The organism is Streptomyces galbus, assembly GCF_005280195.1.
Lineage (GTDB): Bacteria > Actinomycetota > Actinomycetes > Streptomycetales > Streptomycetaceae > Streptomyces > Streptomyces galbus.
Genome location: NZ_SZPR01000031.1, coordinates 111,455 through 134,163 on the forward strand (window position 1 = coordinate 111,455; position 22,709 = coordinate 134,163).

The window sequence follows — 22,709 nt, forward strand, 5'->3', positions numbered from 1 at the left end:
CTTCGGCCTGCGGTCCGGTGCGTGCCTCAGCCGAGGACGACCACGTCCGCCGCGTCGAACTCCACGCCGACCTCGGCCCCGGTCTCCGGGGCGTCCCGCAGGGCGCAGGCCGCCTCCAGGCGGGGCGCGTCCTCGGGCTGGAGGTGCACGGCGACGTGCGTGCCCTGGAAGGTGCGGGCGCTCACCCGGCAGCGCAGCCCCGCCTCGGCGGCGACCAGCCGGACCCCGGCCGGGCGGACCAGCAGCGTCCGCTCGCCCTGCGCCGAGCCGGCCGGAACCGGCACCTTGCCCCACGGGGTGTCCGCTGCCTCCCCGGCGACGGTCGCGGGCACCACGTTGCCGAAGCCGAGGAAGCGGGCGACGAAGGCGTCCGCCGGACGCTGCCACACCTCGAGGGGCGTGCCGGACTGGGCGATCCGCCCGTCCCGCATCACCACGACCCGGTCGGCGAGCGCGAACGCCTCGCCCTGGTCGTGGGTCACGGCGAGCACCGTGGTGCCCAACCGGGCGAACAGCTCCCGCAGTTCGACGACGAGCCGCTCCCGCAGGGACCGGTCGAGCTGGCCGAGGGGCTCGTCCAGCATCAGCAGCCGGGGGCTGGGGGCGAGGGCCCGGGCGAGCGCCACGCGCTGCTGCTCGCCTCCGGACAGCGCCGTCACCGCCCGCCGTGCCGCGCCCGGCAGTCCGACCAGCTCCAGCAGCTCCGCCACCCGCGCGTCCTGCTGCTTCCTGGACGCGCCGCGCACGCGCAGCCCGAAGGCCACGTTCCCGGCGACGTCCCGCTGCGGGAAGAGCTGGTGGTCCTGGAACATCAGCCCGACGTCCCGCCGGTGCGGGGGCACGCCCGTCCGGTCGCGGCCGTCGAGCAGCACCCGCCCGTCGTCCAGGGGCTGGAGTCCGGCCACGGCCCGCAACAGCGTCGACTTGCCGCTGCCGCTCGGCCCCAGCACGCACACCACCTGGTGTTCGGCCACGTCCAGGTCGACGGCGTCGAGCACGGGCCGCCCGCCGAACCGCACGGTCGCCCGCTCCAGAGCCAGCAGCATCAGAACTCCCCCGTCCGGTCCGCGATCCGCAAGCCCTCCAGCGCCAGCAGGGCCACCGCGCACACCACCATGAGAATCGTCGAAAGGGCCATCGCCTGGCCGTAGTTGAGCTCCCCGGCGCGGCCCAGCAAGCGGGCCACGGCGACCGGCAGCGTCGGGTTGTCGGGGCGCGCGATGAACACGGTGGCGCCGAACTCGCCGAGCGACACCGCGAACGCGAATCCGGCCGCGACGGCCAGCGCCCGCCGCACCATCGGCAGGTCCACCTCCCGCCACACCCGCCACGGCGACGCCCCGAGCACGGCCGCCGCCTCGCGCAGCCGGTCGTCCACCGCCCGCAGCACGGGCAGCATGGTCCGGATCACGAACGGCACCCCGACCAGCGCCTGCGCGAGCGGCACCAGGATCCAGCTGGTGCGCAGGTCCAGCGGGGGCTCGTCCAGGGCGACGAGGAAGCCGAAGCCGACGGTCACGGCGGAGACGCCGAGCGGCAGCATCAGCAGCGCGTCGAAGCCCCGCACCAGCCGGCCGGCGTCCCTGCGGGTGAGCGCGGCGGCGGCGAGACCGCCGATCAGCAGGGCGATGGCGGTGGCGGCGACGGCGTACTCCAGCGAGGTGCCGATCGCGTCGATCGGCGGGACGAGGAACACGCTGCCCTCGTCCGAGGTGAGCGCCCGGTAGTAGGCGAAGTCCGGCGCGTCGAACGACCGTTGGACCAGTACCGCCAGCGGCAGCACGAGCAGCAGGGCGACCGTGGCCAGGACCCCGGCGAGCAGCGCCCACTGCCCGGCCCCGCGCGGGCGGCGCGCGGTGCGGGACGCGTCCACCAGCCGCAGGGCGCTCTCCCGCCGCCGTACGGTCCAGGCGTGCACGGCGAGGATCGCGCCGACGGCGGCGAACTGCACGAGGGTGAGCACGGCCGCGGTGGACAGGTCGAAGATCTCGGAGGTCTGCCGGTAGATCTCCACCTCCAGGGTGGAGAAGGTCGGCCCGCCGAGGATCTGCACGATGCCGAAGGAGGTGAAGGTGAACAGGGACACCATCAGCGCGGCCGCCGCGACGGCCGGGCCGAGCGCGGGCAGCGTCACCTGCCGCCAGGCCCGCAGCGGCGAGGCGCCCAGCATCCGCGCCGCCTCCGCCTGCCGCGGGTCGAGCTGCGCCCACAGCCCGCCCACGGTGCGCACGACGACGGCGTAGTTGAAGAAGACGTGCGCGAGCAGGATCGCCCACACCGTGGTGTCCAGCCGTACGCCCCACAGGTCGTCGAGGAGGCCGCCGCGCCCCACGAGCGCCAGGAACGCCGTGCCCACGACGACCGTCGGCAGCACGAACGGCACGGTCACCACCGCGCGCAGGACCTGCTTGCCGGGGAAGTCGAGGCGCGCGAAGACGTACGCGCCGGGCAGCGCGACCAGGAGCGTGAGCGCGGTGGAGGCGCACGCCTGCCAGGTGGTGAACCACAGGACGTGCCGGATGTCCGGCCGGGCGAGCACGTCCGGGAGCCGGCCGAGGTGCCAGGCCCCGTCGGCGTGCAGGCCGCGGGCGACGATCGCGGCGACCGGGTAGGCGAAGAAGACACCGAAGAACGCGACGGGCAGCACCATCAGCCCGAGCCGGGCCGCGGCCGCCGGGAGCGCGGCGGACCGGCCCGGGCCGTGCGGCCGACCCGCACGGCCCGGACCGTCGGGCCGGCTCTTGCGGCCCGTCGCGTCGGCCGTCACTTCAGGACGATCGAGGTCCACGACGTGACCCACTGGTCGCGGTGCGCGGCGATCCGGTCCGGGGCCATCGTCTCGGGGTCCTTGGCCGCGGGGCCGAACTGCGTGAACTCGGCGGGGACCGCGGCGCCCTGCCGGACCGGGTAGACGAACATGTTCAGCGGCATGTCCTCCTGGAACTCCTGGGAGACCAGGAAGTCGAGGAACGCCTTGCCGCCCTTGGTGTTCTTCGCGTTGCTGAGCAGGCCCGCGAACTCGACCTGCCGGAAGCAGGTGCCGGCCGCGACGCCGGTCGGGGCGGTGGCCGGCCTGGGGTCGGCGTAGATCACCTCGGCGGGCGGCGAGGAGGCGTACGACACGACGAGCGGCCGGTCGCCGCCGGCCTTCCTGCCGCCGGCCGAGCCGGAGAACTCCTCGTTGTAGGCCTGCTCCCAGCCGTCGACCACCTTGACGCCGTTGGCCTTCAGCTTCTTCCAGTACCCCTCCCAGCCGGCGTCGCCGTACCGCGCGGCGCTGCCGAGCAGGAAGCCGAGGCCGGGCGAGGAGGTGGAGGCGTTCTCGGTGACCAGGAGGTTCTTGTACGCCGGCTTGACCAGGTCGTCGAAGGAGGCGGGCGGGGCGAGCTTGTGGTCGGCGAAGTACTTCTTGTCGTAGTTGACGCAGATGTCGCCGTAGTCGACGGGCGTGACCCGGTGCTTGCCCCGGTCGAGCTGGTAGGCGGCGCCGACCCGGTCGAGCCCCGCGGCCCGGTACGGCTGGAACAGGCCGTTGTCGAGGGCCCGTGACAGCAGGGTGTTGTCGACGCCGAAGAAGACGTCGCCCTGGGGGTGGTCCTTGGTCAGGACCGCCTTGTTGACGGCCTGCCCGGCGTCGCCGTCCTTGAGGACCTTGACCCGGTAGCCGGACCGCTTCTCGAAGTCGGCGAGCACCTTCTTCGACACGGCCCACGAGTCGTGGCTGACGAGGGTGACGGTCTTGCTGTCGGCCGAGTCCTTCGCCTCGGACGAGCCGCACGCGGACAGCGTCGCGACCAGGCCGAGGCCGACCGTCGCCGCCACGAGGGTCTTGGTGTGCACTGGATGTCCTCCTGGAGTGGGCCAGGAAGAACGCGGCCCCGCCCGGGAGGCCCGGGCAGGGCGCAACAGCTCGAGTGATGACCGAACTTCCTACCCAGAATGACCTGGGCGAGGTTCAGAGGGTCTGCGGCCCGGTGCCGCACTCTCAGCGCTGTGGCGCTCCCCTGTCGGAATATGAAGATGTGACGTCACCGGGGTGACGTGACCGGATTTTACCGCTCGGTGGCCGCGAGCTGACCACAGGCCCCGTCGATCTCCTGGCCGCGGGTGTCCCGGATGGTGACGGGCACACCGTGCGCCGCGATGGCCTCGACGAACGCCTTCTCGTCCTCGGGACGGGAGGCGGTCCACTTGGAGCCCGGGGTCGGGTTCAGCGGGATGAGGTTGACGTGCACGGGCTTGCCCTTGAGCAGCCGGCCGAGCCGGTCACCACGCCAGGCCTGGTCGTTGATGTCGCGGATCAGCGCGTACTCGATCGACAGCCGGCGCCCGCTCTTCTCGACGTACTCGAACCCGGCGTCGAGCACCTCGCGCACCTTCCACCGCGTGTTCACGGGGACGAGGGTGTCGCGCAGCTCGTCGTCGGGGGCGTGCAGCGAGATCGCGAGCCGGCACTTGAAGCCCTCGTCGGCGAACCGGTGGATCGCGGGCACGAGCCCGACGGTCGACACGGTGATCCCGCGCTGCGACAGCCCGAGCCCGTCGGGCGTGGGGTCGGTGAGCGCGCGGATGGCGCCGACGACACGCTTGTAGTTGGCGAGCGGCTCGCCCATGCCCATGAACACGATGTTGGACAGCCGCGCGGGCCCGCCCGGCACCTCGCCGTCGCGCAGCGCCCGCATGCCGTCGACGATCTGGTGGACGATCTCGGCGGTCGACAGGTTCCGGTCGAGTCCGGCCTGTCCGGTGGCGCAGAAGGGACAGTTCATCCCGCAGCCGGCCTGCGAGCTGATGCACATGGTGACCCGGTCCGGGTACCGCATCAGCACGGACTCCACGAGCGTGCCGTCGAAGAGCCGCCACAGCGTCTTGCGGGTCGTCCCCTCGTCCGTCGACAGGTGCCGCACGACGGTCATCAGCTCGGGGAACAACGCCTCGCGCAGCGGTTCACGCGCGCCGGCGGGGATGTCGGTCCACTGCTCCGGCTCGTGCGCGTACCGCGCGAAGTAGTGCTGCGAGAGCTGCTTGGCACGGAACGGCTTCTCCCCGATCCCGGCCACGACAGCCTTCCGCTCGGCGGGCGAGAGATCGGCAAGATGCCGCGGCGGCGACTTCGCTCCGCGCGGCACGACAAAGGTGAGTTCTCCGGGCTTGGGCATGATGCATCCAGTGTCGCAGATCGTCTTGGGTGACCTGGGGCTGCGAGTCGGAGCACCTGTCGCTGACGGTCATCGTCTGTCGCCGCTGAGCCACCTCGCACGGCCCCGGACGGCCCGAAACTCTCGGATCATCCATGGTCTGACCAGCTAGCATGGCTGCCGGTCCTGGGGACGGGGGTACGCCATGGCCACCGGCCGCAAGGGTTCGCGACGCATCGTCGTCGACGGCACGACCTACCGCTGGCGCCTGCGCCGCCGGCACCAGGCTCTCTGTGATCGACCGTGCACGTACGCAGTGCAGCACGCGGACACCTTGATGATGAAAGCACAGCCAGGAGCGCGGAAGGCGGTCGACCGCGTGTTCCGGCCCATACAGCCGGGCACGCGCAAGGAATGTCCTCTTGCTACGCCGCATCGGTTCAACTGGCAGAGCGCTGGGACGGCCCTCCGTGGTTCAAGTGGGCCTTCTTAGGCGTGTGGGCGCTCGGCGGAGTGTTCGTCCTCTACAAGCTGCGCCAGAACGGTTGGAAGTTGCCCCGCCGACGCTGAGGCCGGCCGACCGCGTAGAAGAGGTGGGGCTACGCAAGTCCGACGGCCCGGAGACGGCCCAGCACCACAGAACAGGAGAGTCGCTATTCGCATGGAGTCGCCCGCCGCCGGTAGTACGCGAGCGCTGTGACCGCGAGGAGGGGCGCCCAGGCCAGCAGCGGCGAGTAGCAGGCCACGAGGAGCACTTGCTGCGCCGATGTCTGCGTGACGCGCCCGATCAGGACCGCCGCCTGGGTACAGGCGAACCATCCCGTTATCGCGCACAACGTCGCCGCCCCGAGCAGTGCCGGGACTACCGCCGCGAGTGTGTGCACACGGCGTCCGCCGACGAGCGGAAGCCAGCGGGGTACGACGTCGCCCCATGGCCGTACCAGTCCCAGCGTGAGCAGGGCGAGACCTTCTGTCAACAAGGTCAGCGACATGGCTACGACTGCCTCGTGACCGTTCCGGCCCAACTGCTCGGCCACAGGGAGCCCGGCAACCTGGGCAATTCTCCACAGACCAGACGGCAGGGTGACAAGGGGCACCGTGTGGGCGGCGAGGACAGCCCAGCGCGGGACATCCGGTAACGCGTCGAGCTTCACCATGAGTTCCATCGTGCTCACGCAAGGTTGCCCGCACATCCGCATGCGGGATGACACGCGCTCCTCCATGGGCAGTACCCGGCTACGACGTCCGGGTCAGACACGAACTCGCCACCGAACCAAAGCCAAGACCGGTGACCGCCATGAGCGGGTGAAGGCAGGCATCTTCTCGCTACACCGAGGTCGGCTACCCGCGCACTCACCGCGTCGCCGGGCTTCGGGTGAAGACCCTCGGGTGGTTTACGCGGAGCACCCGACTGTCGACCGCACACCCTCGCTTAACTTCGGAGCGTAGTCAGGCGACTGCTTTGAGTGAGAGGAGTGCGTGGATGCGTTCGAAGTCCAGGGGCCGACCGGCGGCCCTCGTCTTACGAGTTCTGCCGACCCGTGGACGGGCCGCCTTACGGCAACCCGTCGCCCGTCTGCGAACGGGAGCGCTGGCCCTGGGGCTGGCGCTGGCGGTGTCCGCGCTCGCGCCCGCGGGCTCCGCCTCCGCGGCCGATCAGTACGAGTGGGCCGCGCTGGGCGACTCGTACACCGCCGGTGTGTTCGTCGGGGACCCGCTGCCCCCGCTCGGCAGTGCGTCGCGGGACGGCTGTGACCGCACCAGCGGCGCCTACCCCGGTCTGGTCGAGCGGGAGCTCGACGAGTTCCCGCCGGGCCGGCCCGTCCACCTGACCAACGTGAGCTGCGGCAACGCCACCATCAGCGAGATCGCCGACAGCAGGCAGACTCCGATCAGCCCGGTCCAGCCACCCGCCGACGGCTGGCCGGCCGTGGACCCGCAGATCGTGCGAGCCGGGCTCGACGACGGGACGGACGTCGTCACCATCGGCGTCGGCGGCAACAGCCTGCCCTTCGGCGGCATGCTCCTCAAGTGTCTCGAACTGGGCGGGACGCTCGGCAAGTCCTGCCGCCAGTACTACACCAGCCCTCCCGAGGGGGAGGAGAGCATCCAGGACAAGCTCGCCCGGGTCCAGGACGAGTACGTCCGGATGCTGGCCGAGGTCCACCAGGCCGCCCCGAACGCCGAGGTGATCACCGTCGGCTACCCGGCCGTCCTGCCGGACGAGGGCAGCGAGTGCAACCGGCTCTCCCTCACCGAGCTCGGCGCCATCAAGCACGCCGACATCGACTGGCTCCGGGACCACGTCCTCAAGCCGCTGAACAGCACCATCGAACGCGTCACGTCGTTCTTCGGCGACCGCTACGTCGACGTCTACTCCTCCAGCGTGGGCCACGACGCCTGTCAGCCCGCGGGCACCAAGTGGGTCGAGGGCATCTGCGGCGACGCCGCGGACCACTGGCCCGCCAAGCTCCCCGGGACGCCGCTGAACTGCGCTCCCCTCGACAAGCGCGTCACCCTGGTCCACCCCAACGCCCGGGGCCACGCCCACGCCGCCGCCCCGGTCGAACGAGCCATCCGCATCGCCCTCCTCACCTGACAAGGGGTACCCATGACGTCTTACGACGTGACAGACCCGATGATCTTCCCCGCCGGTGCCGCGACACAGACCAGCGCCGCGGAGGCCGCACAGGGCGAGTGGGACGCCGTCGTCGTCGGTGGCGGCATGGCGGGTTCCATCGTCGCCGAGCAGTTAGGCAACGCCGGCTACCGGGTGCTGATCCTCGAAGCCGGCCCCGGCAAGGACCTGGACCTCGCCGAGTACGAGTCGTACCTGTCGCGGTTCTACGGCGCGGCCGTCAAGGACAACCAGTCCCCGTACCCGTTCAACCCGAACGCCCGGATGCCCAGGAGCACCGACACCATGCCGGTGCGTCCGGACACGCCCCGGGACGACTTCTACCTCGTGCAGGAGGACGGGTACTGCACGGACACCACCTTCACCCGGGTCCTCGGCGGCACCTCCATGCACTGGGAGGGCAAAGCGCTGCGCATGCTCCCCGAGGACTTCGACCTGCGCACCAAGTACGGCCAGGGACTGAACTGGCCGCTCAGCTATGACGACCTGGAGCCCTACTACCGGCAGGCCGAGGCGGAACTGGGCGTGTCCGCCGACGTCGAGGAGCAGGCCTACCTCGGGATGCACTTCCCCGAGGGATACGTGTTCCCGATGCGCCGCATGCCACCGTCGTACCTCGACCGGACCGTCGCCCGGGGCGTGGACGGCATGCGGGTCACCCTGGCGGACGACGACTACACGCTCCGGGTGCGGACCTTCCCGCAGGCCCGCAACGGCGTGCCGAACCCCGCGTACGACGGCGGCAAGGGCTTCGTCCCGGTCGGCGCGGTGAGCACGAGCCAGGTGGAGGAGGGCGAGCGCTGCCAGGGCAACACCAACTGCGTCCCGATCTGCCCCGTGCAGGCCAAGTACCACGCGGGGAAGACCCTGACCAAGGCGCTCCGCAGGGGCAACGTCAAGATCGTCACGCAGGCCGTCGCGTCCAAGGTCGAGATCGACGAGCGGGACGGGCGGGTGACCGGGATCACCGTCAAGAACTACCGGTCGCTCGACTCCGACAGCTACGAGACGTACACCGTGAAGGGCACGGTCTACGTCCTTTGCGCGCACGCCATCGAGAACGCCCGCCTCATGCTGGCCTCCGACATGCAGCGCATGAGCCGCAGCAAGCTGATCGGCTGCAACCTGATGGACCACGCGTACCTGCTGTCCTGGGGCCTGCTGCCCAAGCCGGCCGGCACGATGCGGGGCACCTCCTGCACGAGCGGCATCACCGATCTGCGCGGCGGGCGGTTCCGCGGGACCCAGGCCGGATTCGGCGTGGACATCCACAACGACGGCTGGGGGTGGGCGACCGGCTCGCCCTACACGGACCTGGTCGAACTCGTCGACCAGCAGGGCCTGCGCGGGACGGAGCTGCGCAGGACACTCGGGAACCGGATCTCCCGGCAGCTCCTGCTGGCCTTCATGATCGACCTGCTGCCCGAGCGGAGCAACAAGGTCACCGTGGACGACCGCTACCGGGACGCCCTCGGCAACCTGAAGCCGGTCGTGTCGCTGAAGATCCCGCCGTACACCATGCGGGGCGCCGCGTTCGCCCGCAAGCTCGCGGCCGACATCTTCGACAGGCTCGGCGCCGAGGACAAGACGGTGTACCACCGGGACCGCCCGAGCGCCGTCGAGCACGACGGCCACTGGTACAACATCGTCGGCGGCAACCACCTGGCGGGCACCCACATCATGGGGTCCGACCCGGCGACCTCCGTGGTCGACCACACCCAGCACTCGTGGGACCACGACAACCTCTACCTCGTCGGGCCCGGCAGCCTGCCCTCGATCGGGACGTCCAACATCAGCCTGACCATGGCGGCACTCGCCTTCCGCAGTGCGGGCCACATCGCCCGTCACCTGCGCGCCGCGAAGGCGCCGGTCACCGTCCGCGGCTAGCCACTGCCCACGATTGGGGAAACATGTCCGCTTCTTCAGCATCAGAAGCAGCTCCGGACTGCAGGATCCAGACCATCGAGGAGCTCCACGAATACCTCTACAAGGGGCTCCAGTTGGAGCATGCGACGCTGCCGCCGTACCTGACCGCGCTCTATTCCCTGCATCCGGGGAAGAACGCGGACGCCTGGCACGTCATCAGGGTCGTGGCCGTCGAGGAGATGCTGCACCTCACCCTGGTCGCGAACGTCCTGAACGCCGTGGGCGGGACGCCGGACCTCACCAGGCCGGGCTTCGTGCCGACCTATCCGACGCGTCTGCCGTGTGGTCCCGACTACTTCGAGGTGCACCTCCGGCCGTTCTCGCGCGAGGCCCTCGACACCTTCCTGAAGATCGAGAAGCCCGCGGAGGCCGCCGGCGAGGCCGACCGGTTCGTACCGATGGACTGGGCGGCCCTGGGACTCACGTCCGACGGCGCGGCACCACCACCGCAGGAACTGGCCGAACTCGAGGCGTCCGGGGCGATCCTCGGTCTCGTCCCCGGAGAGCCCACCCAGCGCTTCGCGAGCATCGGTGAGTTCTACGAGGAGATCATCAGGGGCATCAACCACCTGGAGGACCAGGCCCGCAAGGCAGGCAAGACGATCTTCACCGGCGATCCCGCCCGCCAGGTGACCCCCGAGTACTTCTACTCCGGCGGCGGCGACGTGATCAAGGTGACCGGCCGCGACACCGCGGTCGCGGCGCTCACCCTCGTCGCGGAGCAGGGCGAGGGGCTGTACGGCGGCATCTACGACAGCCAGGACGAACTCGCCCACTACTACAGGTTCGAGCAGCTGGAGCTGGGGAGGTACTACCAGAAGGGCGATGATCCGGGCGCGCCTTCCGGCCCGGAGCTGAGCGTCGACTGGGATGCCGCCTATCCCGTGAAGCCGGACATCAAGCTGGCGGACCTCACGCGGGACCCGGAGGTCCTGGCCGCGGCCAGGGAGTTCAACGAGTCCTACGCGACCTTCCTGACCGGCATCAACCTGGCCTACAACGGTCAGCCCGACCTCCTGCTGAAAGCGGTCTGGGAGATGTTCCGCATGCGCGACCGCATGAACCTCCTCATCCGCAACCCGCTCACCGGGCATCCGGGGGCGAACGCCGGCCCGACATTCGAGATCTGAGACCGTCGAAGGAGGCGGACCCATGACGCAGGAAACGACCGCGGGGACCGAGCTGCGCGATTTCGTGAAGTTCTCCGCCGCGGTGACCGGGTTCAGCGAGTTCGACCTGTGGGGAACCGGTCAGGCGGAGGCGTACCACAGGACGGCCGTGGATCAGGTGGGGCAGGAGTCGCTCCGGGCGGCGCTGGCCTCCGATCCCTCCGCCGCCCCCGCCGATCCCGTGGTGGCGAGCATCATCAAGCTCTGGTACGTCGGCGTCTGGTACGGCCCGGAGCAGGTGGGACGCACGGACGTGGCGGCCTGGACGGCGCCCGGGCGCAGCGGAGCCAAGCCCGCCGTCGCGGAGGGCGGCCGGGCCGCTGAAGACCCGTCCGCGCCGCCGTTCGTCGTCTCCCCCGACGCCTACACCGAGGGGCTGTTGTGGCGGGCGATCGGTGCCCACCCGTCCGGCGCGAAGGCACCGGGGTACGGGTCGTGGGCCACGCCGCCCGCCGTCGAGGACCACCAGGAGACGGAAGTGCGATGACGGGTGGAAGCCGTCGCGTCATCACGGCCCGTGCTCCTCCAGACGTTCCCGCAGCAATCCCTCGTTCCGCCGGAACTCCCTGCGCGCCTGCCGGCGGACGACCAGCGGGACGAGCACCTTGCCCAGGCCGTGGGCCTCGAAGTCGAGGTCCATGGTCAGGCGGGTGCGGCTGCCCTCGTCGAGGGGGGTGATCTCGCCGTGGAAGCGGCCCCTGACCGGTCCGTCCACACCGCGCACCGCCCACTCGCGGAACGGCTCGTACTGGGTGCACTCCATCGTCATCGGCACCTCCCGGTTGCCGATGTGCCGGGTGACGCGGACCCGGGAGCCCAGGCCGAACGGGCCGTCGTCGAGCTGCCGCGCGGCCACCGCACTGGCCTGCCACTCGGGCAGGTGGCGCGGGTCGATGACGTACGCCCACACGTCCGCGGGCCGGCAGTCGAGGTCGATCTCTTCGTGGAAGCCGGACATGGTGCCCCCTTCCCGGGCGGTCCCCTGTGCGGGCCTACAGCCGAATCGTCCCACCGGGGCCCCGGGCCGTCATCCGGGGCGACGGCGACGGGCCCCCGTCCCGAGGAGGACGAGGGCCCGTCGCGCGGTCTGTGGCCGGTCAGCCGGAGCCGACGAACAGCACCAGCAGCAGCCACACCACCGGAGCCGTCGGCAGCAGCGAGTCCAGGCGGTCCATGATGCCGCCGTGGCCCGGCAGCAGCGTGCCCATGTCCTTGATGCCCAGGTCCCGCTTGATCATCGACTCGCCGAGGTCGCCCAGCGTGGCGCTGGCCGCGACCGCGAGCCCGAGCAGCAGGCCCTGCCACCAGGTGCCGTCGTCGATCAGGAACTGCAGGCACAGCGCGCCCGCGACCATCGCGAAGGACACGGCGCCGAACAGGCCCTCGCGGGTCTTGCCGGGGCTGATCCGCGGGGCGAGCTTGTGGGTGCCGAAGCGCCAGCCCACGGCGTACGCCCCGGTGTCGCTGACGACCGTGAGCAGCAGGAACGTCAGCACCCGCCACGGTCCGTCGTCGGCGGTCAGCATCATCGCCACGAAGGTGGCCAGGAACGGCACGTAGAACGCGGCGAAGACGCCCGCCGTGACGTCCCTGAGGTAGCCCTCGGGCGGTTCGGTCATCCGCCAGACCAGCACCGCCAGCGCGGTCAGCGCCATCGCGACCCAGGCGCCCTCCGCCCCGCGCACGTAGCCCGCGACGACCATCGCCGCGCCGCCCACCGCGAGCGGCACGAGCGGCGCCTTGATCTGCTTGCGCTCCTGCAGCCGGCTGGTCAGCTCCCACAGGCCGACGACCACGGCGACCGCGACGACGCCCACGAAGACGGCCTTGACGACGAACAGCGACGCGACGATCACCACGCCGAGGCCGACGCCGACCCCTATGGCCGCGCCGAGGTCCCGGCCCGCGCTCTTCTTCTGCGGGGCGGGCGCCGGCTGCGGCTGGGCGTCGGGCATGGGCTCCGGATTCTGCGGAACGTACGAGGGGCCGCTCTGCGGCACGTACGACGAGTCGTGGTGCGGCGTCGCGTGCGGCTGGGCCGACGGGGCCCCGGTCCGGCCGCCGTAGCGCTCGTCCGGGAGCCGGCCGTGCTCCTCGGCCGGGAACCCGGCACCGTTCCCGCCCGGGAACGCGCCGTGGTCCTCGTCCCGGAACAAGGGGCCGCCCGTCCGAGCGGCCCCCCGGTCGTCATCCTGGTCTCCGCCGTACGCGGGTCCGTCGGGCACGATGGGCATGGGGCGAGTCTGCTGCGCCTCGGGCGCATCGTACGCGGGACCCGCCGGGGCAGCACCCTGGACCGGTCCACGCTCGGTGGGCCCCCAGTACCCGGCCTGCCCGGCCTGCGGCGGCGCCCCCCAGGAAGAGTCGTTCATCAGACCTCGAGCAACTCCGCTTCCTTGTGCTTGAGGAGCTCGTCCACCTGCGTGACGTACTTCGCCGTGGTGTCGTCGAGTTCCTTCTCCGCACGGCGGCCCTCGTCCTCGCCGACCTCGCCGTCCTTGATCAGCTTGTCGATGGCGTCCTTGGCCTTGCGGCGGACGGAGCGGATGGACACCTTGGCGTCCTCGCCCTTGCCCTTGGCGACCTTGATGTACTCGCGGCGGCGCTCCTCGGTGAGCTCGGGGAACACCACCCGGATGATGTTGCCGTCGTTGCTCGGGTTGACTCCCAGGTCGGAGTCGCGGATGGCCTGCTCGATGTTGCGCAGCGCGCTCTTGTCGAACGGCGTCACGACCGCCATGCGCGGCTCCGGCACGGAGAACGAAGCCAGCTGGTTGATCGGCGTCGGCGCACCGTAGTAGTCGGCCACGATCTTGTTGAACATCGCCGGGTGCGCACGGCCGGTGCGGATCGCGGCGAAGTCCTCCTTGGCGACCACGACGGCCTTCTCCATCTTCTCCTCGGCCTCGAGGAGGGTCTCTTCGATCACCACTTGCTCCTGCGTGTCTTGAGTAGGCCCGGCTGCGGTTCCTTGCGGAGGCGGCGGCCGGCTGCGTCGCGTCTTCTTCTGCACGTTTCCCGACCGGTGGGACATTGTCCATCCCCCGGCCGGGGTGATCAGCCCTGGCTGGTCTGCTCGCCCACCAGCGTGCCGATCTTCTCACCCTTGACGGCGCGGGCGATATTGCCCTCGGCCAGGAGCTCGAAGACGAGGATCGGCAGCTTGTTGTCGCGGCACAGCGTGATGGCGGTGGCGTCGGCGACCTTCAGGTCGCGGGTGATGACCTCGCCGTAGCCGAGGGCGTCGAACTTCACGGCGTCCGGGTTGGTCTTCGGGTCGGAGTCGTAGACCCCGTCGACCCCGTTCTTGCCCATGAGGAGCGCCTCGGCGTCGATCTCGAGGGCGCGCTGGGCGGCGGTGGTGTCGGTGGAGAAGTACGGCATGCCCATACCGGCGCCGAAGATGACCACGCGGCCCTTCTCCAGGTGGCGCACGGCGCGCAGCGGGATGTACGGCTCGGCGACCTGGCCCATGGTGATGGCGGTCTGCACGCGGCTGTCGATGCCCTCCTTCTCCAGGAAGTCCTGGAGGGCGAGGCAGTTCATGACCGTGCCGAGCATGCCCATGTAGTCCGAACGGGCGCGGTCCATGCCGCGCTGCTGGAGTTCGGCGCCGCGGAAGAAGTTGCCGCCGCCGATGACGACCGCGATCTCCGCGCCGTCGCGCACCACGGCCGCGATCTCCCGGGCGATCTTGTGCACCACGTCCGGGTCGACGCCGAGGCCCCCACCACCGGAGAACGCCTCTCCGGACAGCTTCAGCAGGAACCGGCCGTGTACTTTGCCGTCGTCGCTCTTCTGGGCCTTGGTGGTCATGGGAGATCCCGCCTCTTTCGCGTGGTGCACATACAAGGAAGGCCATTGCCGGTGGGGTGTCGTTCGCAACCCATGCGCGGCAATGGCCTCCTCGTCAGATCTGCTGTCGTCCGTCACACGCCCGGGTGATGGCATCCGCCGGCGACACGGCCGGCTGGTGCCGACCCTATCGGGGCCGGGCGTCCGTCGCGGTTCGGACTCAGATGCCGACCTTGATGCGCGCGAAGCGCTTCAGGGTGACACCGGCCTCGTCCAGGACCTTCTGGACGGACTTCTTGTTGTCGAGCGCGTACGGCTGGCCGAGCAGCGTCGCGTCCTTGAAGAAGCCGTTGAGGCGACCCTCGACGATCTTGGCGATCGCGGCCTCGGGCTTGCCCTCGGCGCGGGTGGTCTCCTCGGCGATGCGGCGCTCCGACTCGACGACGTCGGCCGGTACGTCCTCCTTGGCGAGGTACTTCGGCGCGAACGCGGCGATGTGCTGCGCGATGCCCTTGGCGACCTCGGCGTTCGGCTTGTCCAGCTCGACCAGGACACCGATCTGCGGGGGCAGGTCGGGCATGGTGCGGTGCATGTAGGCGGTGACGTAGCCGTCGGCGAACTGCGCGAAGCGGTCCAGGACGATCTTCTCGCCGAGGTTGGCGTTGGCCTCGTCCACGTACGCCTGGACGGTCTTGCCGGGCTCGATCTCGGAGGCGAGCAGCGCCTCGAGGTCGGCCGGGGACGTCTTGGCGACGTGCTCGGCGATGGTGTTCGCCACGGCCTGGAACTTGTCACCCTTGGCGACGAAGTCCGTCTCGCACTTCAGCTCGACGATGACGCCGGAGGAGTTGTCGTCGGCGATGATCGAGACCACGGCGCCGTTCTCGGCGGAGCGGCCCTCGCGCTTGGCGACGCCCTTCTGGCCCTTGATGCGGAGCGCCTCGACGGCCTTCTCGACGTTGCCCTCGGCCTCGTCCAGCGCCTTCTTGCAGTCCATCATGCCGGCGCCGGTGAGCTCGCGGAGCTTCTTGACGTCGGCGGCGGTGTAGTTCGCCATGAGTCTGTGAGTCTTTCTCGAAGTCTGCGGATTCGGAGATCTGCGGGGTCTGCGGCCCCCATGGAGCGCGAGGCCGTGACGCGCCGCGGACCTACGGGTGAACGGCGGGGGCGGAGTGAGTGTCACCGCCCCCGCCGTCACCTCTGACGCTGTCGAATCAGGCCTGCTCGGCCTCGGCGGCCTTCTCGCCCTCGGCCGCGGGGGCCTCGGCGGGAGCGGCCTCGGCCTCGGCCGGAGCAGCCTCGGCCTCGGCGGCGGGGGCGGCCTCGGCGGCCGGAGCGGCCTCCTCGGAGTCGGCCTTCTTCTCGCCGCCCTCGAGCAGGTCGCGCTCCCACTCGGCCAGCGGCTCGCCGGCGGCCTTCTCGCCCTTGCCCTCGGTGGCGACACCGCTGCGGGCGATGAGGCCCTCGGCGACGGCGTCGGCGATCACGCGGGTGAGCAGGGTGACGGAGCGGATCGCGTCGTCGTTGCCCGGGATCTTGTAGTCGACCTCGTCGGGGTCGCAGTTGGTGTCGAGGATCGCGACGACCGGGATGTTGAGCTTCCGGGCCTCACCGACCGCGATGTGCTCCTTCTTGGTGTCCACGATCCAGACGGCGCTGGGCACCTTGGACATCTCGCGGATACCGCCGAGGGTCTTCTCCAGCTTGGCCTTCTCGCGGGAGAGGACCAGCAGCTCCTTCTTGGTGAGGCCGGAGGCGGCCACGTCCTCGAAGTCGATCTGCTCGAGCTCCTTCAGGCGCTGCAGGCGCTTGTAGACGGTCGAGAAGTTGGTGAGCATGCCGCCCAGCCAGCGCTGGTTGACGTAGGGCATGCCGACGCGGGTGGCCTGCTCGGCGATGGCCTCCTGCGCCTGCTTCTTGGTGCCGACGAACATGACCGTGCCGCCGTGGGCGACGGTCTCCTTGACGAACTCGTAGGCGCGGTCGATGTACGACAGCGACTGGAGCAGGTCGATGATGTAGATGCCGTTGCGCTCCGTGAAGATGAACCGCTTCATCTTCGGGTTCCAACGACGGGTCTGGTGACCGAAGTGGACGCCGCTCTCCAGCAGCTCCCGCATCGTGACGACGGCCATGGCCGTATCTCCTCGAGTTTCTCGGTTGTGCCGCGTCGGCCGGCCGGCCGTCGCGCCTGACGCCCGCGTCGCGCCTTGCCGCAAAGGACCGAGAGGCGCTGGCACCGACCGCTGGGCGGCCCGGTGTCGGGGCGTGCGAAGTCGACCCGGTGACCCGGATCGCCAGAAGAAGTGTACGGGACCGACGGGGGCCCGGGTGACGCCGCTGTCCACAAGCGGGTGGTTCGTCCACAGCACCCGGCGTGACCAGCGGGGGCGGGGGACGGTGGGGGCATGCGAGCGATGCGATGTACCGGGGGCAGGGCGTGGTCCGGGACCGTCCTGCGGCGGGTGGCGCTGCCGGTCTGCCTGCTGCTGGTGTGGGTGGTGACACCGGCGGTCTTCGCGCGGGCGGACGTCACTCCGTCGCCCGCTCCCCCGCCCGCCCCGTCGTCACCGACGCACCCGCCGTCGCAGCCGCCGCCGTCACCGTCGCAACGCGCGTCGTCGCCTCCGGTGCCCGCGCTCGGCCGCTCGTGGCCCGTGGGCACGCGTCCGGCCGTGCTGCGCGGCTGGGACCCGCCGGCGACGCCGTACGCCCGCGGCCACCGGGGGGTGGACCTGGCCGCCCCGGCCGGCGCCCCGGTACGGGCGGTGGCGGCCGGACGGGTGGCCTTCGCGGGCACGGTCGCCGGCAGGGGGGTGGTGTCGGTGGAGCTGGCGGGGACCGACCTGCGCACGACGTACGAGCCGGTACGCGCCTCGGTCCCGCAGGGCGCGCGGGTGGCACCGGGCGAGGTGATCGGCACGGTGGAGCCGACGGGCTCCCACTGCGCGAGCACCTGCGTGCACTGGGGCCTGCTGAGGGGCGAGAGCTACCTGGACCCGCTGTCCCTGCTGCCTCCGTGGCTGCTGGACGGAGGACCGTCGCGACTGCTGCCGGTGTGGGGGGTGCCGGTGCCGGGCCGGGCTCAGCCCCGTACGCCCCGCAGCACCATGCCCACCGCCGCCTCGGCCACGACCCCGGGTTCCTCCGCGGCGCCGAGCTCGATGCGGCGTACCGCGGCGTCCACGACGCCCTGGACCAGCATCGCGGCCAGCCTGGGTTCGGCGTGCCCGAGTCCGGTCAGGGCGTCGACGATCATCGAGACGAGACCGCCGTGCGCGGCGCGGATCTTCTCCCGGGCGCCGGCGTCCAGCTCACTGGCCGAGATGGCCACGACGGCCCGGTGGCGGCGGTCGCCGACCAGTTCGAGCTGCTTGCGCACGTACGCCTCGACCTGGGCCCCGGGCCCGTCCGCCGCGGCCATGGCCGACTCCACCTCCGCCGCCCAGACGGGGAAGTCGACCTCGCACAGTTCCTCGACGACCGCGGCCCGCGACCGGAAGTACTCGTAGACGGAGGAGCGCGCGAGCCCCGTCCGCTCCGCGAGGGCCGGGAAGGTCAGCGCGTCCGTGCCGCCCTCGGACAACAGGGTGCGGGCCGCGTCCAGCAGGGCGGCTCGCTGCATCGACCGGTGCTCGGCCACGGAGGCCGCTCGAATCCTTGGCACCCGACCACTGTACGGACGCGCCTGCTGCGGCGGGAGTGCCGGAGGAATCGGCCGGGACGCCCGGCGGGGCTCACCGGCCGAAGCCGGCCAGCTTCGCGCGGAGCTGGAGCACCGACTTGGTGTGGATCTGGCTGACCCGGCTCTCGGTGACGCCGAGGACGTTGCCGATCTCGGCGAGGGTGAGGCCCTCGTAGTAGTAGAGCGTGACGACGGTCTTCTCCCGGTCGGGCAGGGTGTTGATCGCCCGCGCCAGGAAGCGGCGCAGCTCGCGGTCCTCGGCCACCTCGACGGGGTTGTCCGCCGCGGTGTCCTCGAGGGTGTCCATGAAGCTGAGCCCGTCGCCGCCCTCGCCGCCGACGTGCAGCAGCTCGTCGAGGGCGACCACGTTGGCCAGCGACAACTGACTGAACACGGCGTGCAGTTCGTCGACGGCGATGCCCAGTTCGGCGGCCACCTCGACCTCCGAGGGGGTCCGCCGCAGCCGCGCCTCCAGGGTGGCGTAGGCGCGCTCGACGTTGCGGGCCTTCTGCCGCACGGAGCGGGGGATCCAGTCCAGGGCCCGCAGCTCGTCGATCATGGCGCCGCGGATCCGGGTGATGGCGTACGTCTCGAACTTGATCTCGCGGTCGACGTCGAACTTCTCGATCGCGTCGATCAGCCCGAACACCCCGGAGGAGACGAAGTCCGCCTGCTCCACGTTGGGCGGCAGGCCCACGCTGACGCGCCCCGCCACGTATTTCACGAGGGGCGAGTAGTGCAGGATCAGTTGTTCCCGCAGCCGTTCGTCGCCCGTCGCTTTGTACGACCGCCACAGCTCGTCGAGCGTCGAGGGGGCGGGCGGCCGCACGCTGCCACCGTCGCGGGCGGCTGGGGGGATCGCCGCCCGGTCGGACCCGGAGGTGTGCTGGGGCATTCGTCGCCTTGTGCCGTTCTGCCGTGGAGTTGCCGGTCTGTGTTCTACGTCGGAATCCACGTGAGCGTAGCGTGACTGGAGCGTCGCAATGAGCGAAGAGCGGGTGCCGGTCCATGCGCAGATACGTTCCTCCGCGCGTCCTGGAGAGGCACGGCGGCCCTCGGCCCGTCCGGGGGCCGCGTCAACTGCCGGATTTCCCAAGGCGTTACGCGTTCCCCCGGACGGCCGAACCGGACGGGTCAGGGCTGACGCGGACCCGGTCGAACGGAGAGCACCGCCTGGCGTGTCAACTTCCAGCCGTCGCCCTGTCGTTCGACATAGCCCAGCGCTCTGAGCTCGTAGAGCCGCGCGACCGCGTCGTCCTCGGTGGTCTGCGCGCCGCGGGCGACCTCGTCCGCCGGGGCGGCCCGCCGGCCGGGCAGGGCGGCCAGGACGCGGCGGGCGGCGGGGTCCAGCAGGTCGCGCGGCAGGACGGGGCCGCGCCGCTCGGGGGCCAGTTCGCCCATGTCACCGACCAGTTCGACGACTTCCGCGGCGTCGGTGATCAGCACGGCCTCCCCGCGCAGGAGTTCGTGCACCCCCGCGGACAGGGCACTGGTCGCCGGGCCGGGGACGCCCATGGTGTGCCGGCCGAGGCGCCGTGCGGCCCGTGCGGTGGCGAGCGACCCGCTGCGGTAGGCGGCCTCGACGACGACGGTGCCCCGGGTCAGCGCGGCGATGACCCGGTTGCGCAGCACGAACCGGCTCGGCGTCGGATGGTCCCCGGGCGGCAGCTCGCCGACGACCAGGCCCTGCTGCGCGATCCTGTCGATCAGCCCGGCGTGGCCGCGCGGGTAGGGCCGGTCGACCCCGCAGGCGAGGACGGCGACGGTGGCGCCGCCCGCGCCCAGGGCGCCCCGGTGGGCGGCGCCGTCGACGCCGTAGGCCCCGCCGGAGACGACGACCCAGCCGCGCTCGGCGAGGCCGGCGGCGAGGGCGGTGGCCATGTGGGCGCCGTACCCGGTGCAGGCGCGGGCGCCGACGACGGCCACGGAGCGCAGGGCCCACATCCGCAGGTTGGGGCTGCCCCGCACCCACAGGCCGAGCGGCCGGGCGTCCCCGAGGTCGTCGAGCGTCCCGGGCCACTCGGCGTCGCCGGGACACACGAACCGCAGGCCCGCGGTGGCGGCCAGGGCCAGGTCGCGGGCCGCGTCGGCCGCGCCGGCCCGGGCCCGCAGCCCGGCCCACCGCCGCTCGCTCACCCCGGCCGGTGCGTCCCGGTCCTCGCCGGCGAGCAGCCGCCGCACGGCCTCCCGGGCCCCCGCCTCCCGGACCCACCGTCCCGCGACCTCGTCCCCGGGCTCGATCACCCGCCCGAGGAAGACACGGGCCGCGCGCTCGTCGTCCGCGGCGGAGCCGGGGCCGCTCACGTCAGGGCCCCGATGGCCATGGGCACGCCGCGGGGCACCCCGGTGCGCAGTTGCAGGGCGAGCGCCACGTCCGTCGCGTCCGGCCGGTCGTGTCCGACCAGGTCGGCGACGGTCCAGGCGACGCGCAGGACCCGGTCGAGCCCCCGGGCGGTGAGCACGCCCCGCTCCAGGTTCCGCTCGGCCTCGTCCATCGCGCCCCGCGCGGCGTGCCAGCGGGTGCGCAGCTCCCGTCCCGGCACCTCGCTGTTGGTGCGCCACGGCGTTCCGGCCAGGCGGGCCGCGGCCCGTTCCCGCGCCGCCCGGACGCGGGCGGCGACGACCTGCGTGGACTCGCCGCCGGGGCCCCGGTGGGCCAGCTCGGCGCGGCTGACCGGGTCCACCTCGACGCGCAGGTCGACGCGGTCGAGCAGGGGCCCGGACAGCCTCGCCTGGTAGCGCCGGATCGCCGACGGCGGGCACTCGCACAGGGAGTCCCGCTGGGAGAAGCGTCCGCACGGGCAGGGGTTGGCGGCCAGCACCATCAGGAACCGGGCGGGGAAGCGCACCACCCCCGCGCTGCGGGCGATCACCACGTGCCCGGACTCCAGGGGCTGGCGGAGGGCGTCCAGGGCCTGGCTGTTGAACTCGGGAGTCTCGTCCAGGAAGAGCACGCCGCGGTGGGCCAGGGAGACCGCTCCGGGCCGGGCGATGGCGGGGCCGCCCCCGACGAGTGCCTGCATGGTGGCCGAGTGGTGCGGCGCGCAGTAGGGCGCCACGTCGATGAGCGGCTTGCCCGGGGGCAGCAGCCCGGCCACCGAGTGCACGGCCGTGACCTCCAGGGACTCTTGGCCGGTCAGGCGGGGCAGGACGGCCGGCAGGCGCTCGGCGAGCATGGTCTTGCCGGCGCCGGGCGGGCCCTCCAGGAACAGGTGGTGGCCGCCCGCCGCGGAGACCTCCACCGCTGTCCGTGCCGAGATCTGCCCGACCACGTCGGACAGGTCGTGGCCCGGGTCGTGCTGGGCAGCGCCCAGGCTGTGCATGCCGGTGGCCGCGCCCGCGCCCGGCACGCGCAGGCCGGCCAGCAGCGGATCCGGGCGGCCCTGCTCGTCCGGTTGCTCCTCGGGGACGGGTTCGTCCGCGAGGACCGCGACGAGCTGGCGCAGGCTGCGCACCCCGAGCACGGACACCCCGGGCACCAGCGCGGCCTCGGCGGCCGCGCACTCGGGCACCACGACCTGTTCGTACCCCGCCTCGGCGGCCGCGAGGACCGCGGGCAGGATGCCCCGCACCGGGCGCACCCGGCCGTCGAGCCCCAGCTCGCCGATCATGACGATGTCGGCGAGCACCCGGGGGTCGATCCGCTCGGCGGCCCCGAGCACCGCGCAGGCCACCGCCAGGTCGAAGCCGCTGCCGGCCTTGGGGACCGAGGCGGGGCTGAGTCCGACGGTGAGCTTCTTCTGGGGCCATTCCCCGCCCGAGTTCACCACCGCCGCCCGGACCCGGTCGCGGCTCTCCGTCAGGCTCTTGTCCGGGAGGCCGACCAGGGTGAAGGCCGCCACTCCCGGCTCCAGGTCGGCCTGGACCTCGACGACCACGCCCTCCACGCCCACCAGGGCCACCGCACACGTGCGTGCGAACCCCATGTCAGGCCACCCCCCGCACGTGCTCGACGACGGGCGCGCCCCGGTCCGGCAGGACGACGCCGACCAGGTCGATGCGGACGCCGCCCGGCGGGGCGCCGCCGTGGGCGTGGATCCAGCCCTCGGCCAGGCCCCGCAGGCGCGCGGCCTTCTCGGGGGTCACCGCGGCCATCGGGTGTTCGTAGGCGCCGCTCCTGCGGGTCTTGACCTCGCAGACCACCAGCACGTCGCCGTCCCGGGCGACGATGTCGATCTCCCCGGTCCTGCCCCAGCGCCAGTTGCGCTCCAGGACCGTCATCCCGGCCTCCGCCAGCCGTCGTGCGGCCAGCGTCTCGCCGTACCTGCCGAGTGCACTGCGTGCGTTCATGTCGGCACCACCTCCGGTGCCCACCGTCACGCACGGCGCCCCACGAAGTTGATCTGCGGGGACTACTC

The 22,709-nt window shown here is 71.9% G+C and carries 20 protein-coding genes and 1 pseudogene; 5 read left to right on the forward strand and 16 right to left on the reverse strand.

Annotation, left to right across the window (positions count from 1 at the left end):
* Nucleotides 1–26: 26 nt before the first annotated feature.
* The 5 genes from E4U92_RS31140 to E4U92_RS31165 form a co-directional block, all read right to left on the reverse strand.
* Nucleotides 27–1,046 (reverse strand): ABC transporter ATP-binding protein, encoded by a 1,020-nt coding sequence (locus tag E4U92_RS31140; RefSeq protein ID WP_137303786.1) that lies wholly within the window; start codon nucleotides 1,044–1,046, stop codon nucleotides 27–29.
* Complete coding sequence (locus tag E4U92_RS31145) at nucleotides 1,046–2,788, reverse strand: ABC transporter permease (protein ID WP_168725232.1); 1,743 nt, start codon at nucleotides 2,786–2,788, stop codon at nucleotides 1,046–1,048. Before E4U92_RS31145 ends, E4U92_RS31140 begins: the two co-directional genes overlap by 1 nt.
* The gene (locus tag E4U92_RS31150) at nucleotides 2,764–3,840 is read right to left on the reverse strand and encodes a thiamine ABC transporter substrate-binding protein (RefSeq protein WP_137303787.1); all 1,077 of its coding nucleotides are present in this window, start codon (nucleotides 3,838–3,840) and stop codon (nucleotides 2,764–2,766) included. Before E4U92_RS31150 ends, E4U92_RS31145 begins: the two co-directional genes overlap by 25 nt.
* Nucleotides 3,841–4,052: 212 nt before the next feature.
* A complete protein-coding gene (rlmN, locus tag E4U92_RS31155; RefSeq protein ID WP_137303788.1) occupies nucleotides 4,053–5,159 on the reverse strand; it encodes a dual-specificity RNA methyltransferase RlmN in 1,107 nt (368 codons plus the stop codon).
* Nucleotides 5,160–5,791: 632 nt separating this feature from the next.
* A complete protein-coding gene (locus tag E4U92_RS31165) occupies nucleotides 5,792–6,295 on the reverse strand; it encodes a hypothetical protein (protein WP_137303790.1) in 504 nt (167 codons plus the stop codon).
* Nucleotides 6,296–6,621: 326 nt separating this feature from the next.
* Between E4U92_RS31165 and E4U92_RS31170 the strand changes: the two genes are divergently transcribed.
* Genes E4U92_RS31170 through E4U92_RS31185 form a run of 4 tightly spaced genes read left to right on the forward strand, consistent with a single transcriptional unit; the run spans nucleotide 6,622 to nucleotide 11,358 of the window.
* Complete coding sequence (locus tag E4U92_RS31170) at nucleotides 6,622–7,737, forward strand: SGNH/GDSL hydrolase family protein (protein WP_137303791.1); 1,116 nt, start codon at nucleotides 6,622–6,624, stop codon at nucleotides 7,735–7,737.
* Between the two features lie 12 nt (nucleotides 7,738–7,749).
* Nucleotides 7,750–9,663, forward strand: coding sequence for a GMC family oxidoreductase (locus E4U92_RS31175; protein WP_206666491.1), 1,914 nt, complete (start codon nucleotides 7,750–7,752; stop codon nucleotides 9,661–9,663).
* Between the two features lie 23 nt (nucleotides 9,664–9,686).
* Complete coding sequence (locus E4U92_RS31180; RefSeq protein WP_137303792.1) at nucleotides 9,687–10,832, forward strand: ferritin-like domain-containing protein; 1,146 nt, start codon at nucleotides 9,687–9,689, stop codon at nucleotides 10,830–10,832.
* Between the two features lie 22 nt (nucleotides 10,833–10,854).
* A complete protein-coding gene (locus E4U92_RS31185; RefSeq protein ID WP_137303793.1) occupies nucleotides 10,855–11,358 on the forward strand; it encodes a hypothetical protein in 504 nt (167 codons plus the stop codon).
* A gap of 21 nt (nucleotides 11,359–11,379) precedes the next feature.
* Here E4U92_RS31185 and E4U92_RS31190 read toward each other — a convergent pair whose 3' ends face one another.
* From E4U92_RS31190 to rpsB, 6 genes are all read right to left on the reverse strand, one after another.
* Complete coding sequence (locus E4U92_RS31190) at nucleotides 11,380–11,829, reverse strand: SRPBCC family protein (protein ID WP_137303794.1); 450 nt, start codon at nucleotides 11,827–11,829, stop codon at nucleotides 11,380–11,382.
* A gap of 139 nt (nucleotides 11,830–11,968) precedes the next feature.
* On the reverse strand, nucleotides 11,969–13,243 hold the full coding sequence (locus E4U92_RS31195; protein WP_137303795.1) for a phosphatidate cytidylyltransferase: 1,275 nt from the start codon (nucleotides 13,241–13,243) through the stop codon (nucleotides 11,969–11,971).
* Nucleotides 13,243–13,800, reverse strand: coding sequence for a ribosome recycling factor (gene frr / locus E4U92_RS31200; RefSeq protein ID WP_067239283.1), 558 nt, complete (start codon nucleotides 13,798–13,800; stop codon nucleotides 13,243–13,245). The genes E4U92_RS31195 and frr overlap by 1 nt, the downstream gene beginning before the upstream one ends.
* A gap of 128 nt (nucleotides 13,801–13,928) precedes the next feature.
* The gene (gene pyrH, locus E4U92_RS31205) at nucleotides 13,929–14,687 is read right to left on the reverse strand and encodes a UMP kinase (protein ID WP_067239096.1); all 759 of its coding nucleotides are present in this window, start codon (nucleotides 14,685–14,687) and stop codon (nucleotides 13,929–13,931) included.
* Nucleotides 14,688–14,886: 199 nt separating this feature from the next.
* Nucleotides 14,887–15,723, reverse strand: a complete 837-nt coding sequence (gene tsf / locus E4U92_RS31210) for a translation elongation factor Ts (RefSeq protein ID WP_137303796.1) — start codon at nucleotides 15,721–15,723, stop codon at nucleotides 14,887–14,889.
* Nucleotides 15,724–15,880: 157 nt separating this feature from the next.
* Nucleotides 15,881–16,801: a 30S ribosomal protein S2 gene (gene rpsB, locus E4U92_RS31215; protein ID WP_137303797.1), complete on the reverse strand. Its 921-nt coding sequence runs from the start codon at nucleotides 16,799–16,801 to the stop codon at nucleotides 15,881–15,883.
* A gap of 351 nt (nucleotides 16,802–17,152) precedes the next feature.
* Here rpsB and E4U92_RS31220 point away from each other — a divergent pair.
* Nucleotides 17,153–17,743: pseudogene (locus E4U92_RS31220) on the forward strand (murein hydrolase activator EnvC family protein); the annotation flags it as partial.
* Between the two features lie 8 nt (nucleotides 17,744–17,751).
* Here E4U92_RS31220 and E4U92_RS31225 read toward each other — a convergent pair.
* The 5 genes from E4U92_RS31225 to E4U92_RS31245 all read right to left on the reverse strand — a co-directional run bounded on the left by E4U92_RS31225 (nucleotide 17,752) and on the right by E4U92_RS31245 (nucleotide 22,641).
* On the reverse strand, nucleotides 17,752–18,309 hold the full coding sequence (locus E4U92_RS31225; protein WP_137303949.1) for a TetR/AcrR family transcriptional regulator: 558 nt from the start codon (nucleotides 18,307–18,309) through the stop codon (nucleotides 17,752–17,754).
* Nucleotides 18,310–18,403: 94 nt separating this feature from the next.
* Complete coding sequence (gene whiG / locus E4U92_RS31230; protein ID WP_137303798.1) at nucleotides 18,404–19,246, reverse strand: RNA polymerase sigma factor WhiG; 843 nt, start codon at nucleotides 19,244–19,246, stop codon at nucleotides 18,404–18,406.
* Nucleotides 19,247–19,485: 239 nt separating this feature from the next.
* Nucleotides 19,486–20,655 (reverse strand): DNA-processing protein DprA, encoded by a 1,170-nt coding sequence (dprA, locus tag E4U92_RS31235; protein WP_137303799.1) that lies wholly within the window; start codon nucleotides 20,653–20,655, stop codon nucleotides 19,486–19,488.
* Nucleotides 20,652–22,277, reverse strand: a complete 1,626-nt coding sequence (locus tag E4U92_RS31240; protein ID WP_137303800.1) for a YifB family Mg chelatase-like AAA ATPase — start codon at nucleotides 22,275–22,277, stop codon at nucleotides 20,652–20,654. The genes dprA and E4U92_RS31240 overlap by 4 nt, the downstream gene beginning before the upstream one ends.
* Nucleotide 22,278: 1 nt before the next feature.
* A complete protein-coding gene (locus E4U92_RS31245; protein WP_137303801.1) occupies nucleotides 22,279–22,641 on the reverse strand; it encodes a YraN family protein in 363 nt (120 codons plus the stop codon).
* Between the last annotated feature and the right edge of the window lie 68 nt (nucleotides 22,642–22,709).

What these genes read in the sequence shown, in the direction of transcription:
- E4U92_RS31140 (WP_137303786.1), bottom strand. Translation starts at nt 1,046, where the DNA reads ATGCTGCTGGCTCTGGAGCGGGCGACCGTGCGGTTCGGCGGGCGGCCC.
- rlmN (WP_137303788.1), bottom strand. Translation starts at nt 5,159, where the DNA reads ATGCCCAAGCCCGGAGAACTCACCTTTGTCGTGCCGCGCGGAGCGAAG.
- E4U92_RS31165 (WP_137303790.1), bottom strand. Translation starts at nt 6,295, where the DNA reads ATGGTGAAGCTCGACGCGTTACCGGATGTCCCGCGCTGGGCTGTCCTC.
- E4U92_RS31170 (WP_137303791.1), top strand. Translation starts at nt 6,622, where the DNA reads ATGCGTTCGAAGTCCAGGGGCCGACCGGCGGCCCTCGTCTTACGAGTT.
- E4U92_RS31175 (WP_206666491.1), top strand. Translation starts at nt 7,750, where the DNA reads ATGACGTCTTACGACGTGACAGACCCGATGATCTTCCCCGCCGGTGCC.
- E4U92_RS31180 (WP_137303792.1), top strand. Translation starts at nt 9,687, where the DNA reads ATGTCCGCTTCTTCAGCATCAGAAGCAGCTCCGGACTGCAGGATCCAG.
- E4U92_RS31185 (WP_137303793.1), top strand. Translation starts at nt 10,855, where the DNA reads ATGACGCAGGAAACGACCGCGGGGACCGAGCTGCGCGATTTCGTGAAG.
- E4U92_RS31190 (WP_137303794.1), bottom strand. Translation starts at nt 11,829, where the DNA reads ATGTCCGGCTTCCACGAAGAGATCGACCTCGACTGCCGGCCCGCGGAC.
- E4U92_RS31195 (WP_137303795.1), bottom strand. Translation starts at nt 13,243, where the DNA reads ATGAACGACTCTTCCTGGGGGGCGCCGCCGCAGGCCGGGCAGGCCGGG.
- pyrH (WP_067239096.1), bottom strand. Translation starts at nt 14,687, where the DNA reads ATGACCACCAAGGCCCAGAAGAGCGACGACGGCAAAGTACACGGCCGG.
- tsf (WP_137303796.1), bottom strand. Translation starts at nt 15,723, where the DNA reads ATGGCGAACTACACCGCCGCCGACGTCAAGAAGCTCCGCGAGCTCACC.
- rpsB (WP_137303797.1), bottom strand. Translation starts at nt 16,801, where the DNA reads ATGGCCGTCGTCACGATGCGGGAGCTGCTGGAGAGCGGCGTCCACTTC.
- whiG (WP_137303798.1), bottom strand. Translation starts at nt 19,246, where the DNA reads ATGCCCCAGCACACCTCCGGGTCCGACCGGGCGGCGATCCCCCCAGCC.
- E4U92_RS31240 (WP_137303800.1), bottom strand. Translation starts at nt 22,277, where the DNA reads ATGGGGTTCGCACGCACGTGTGCGGTGGCCCTGGTGGGCGTGGAGGGC.
- E4U92_RS31245 (WP_137303801.1), bottom strand. Translation starts at nt 22,641, where the DNA reads ATGAACGCACGCAGTGCACTCGGCAGGTACGGCGAGACGCTGGCCGCA.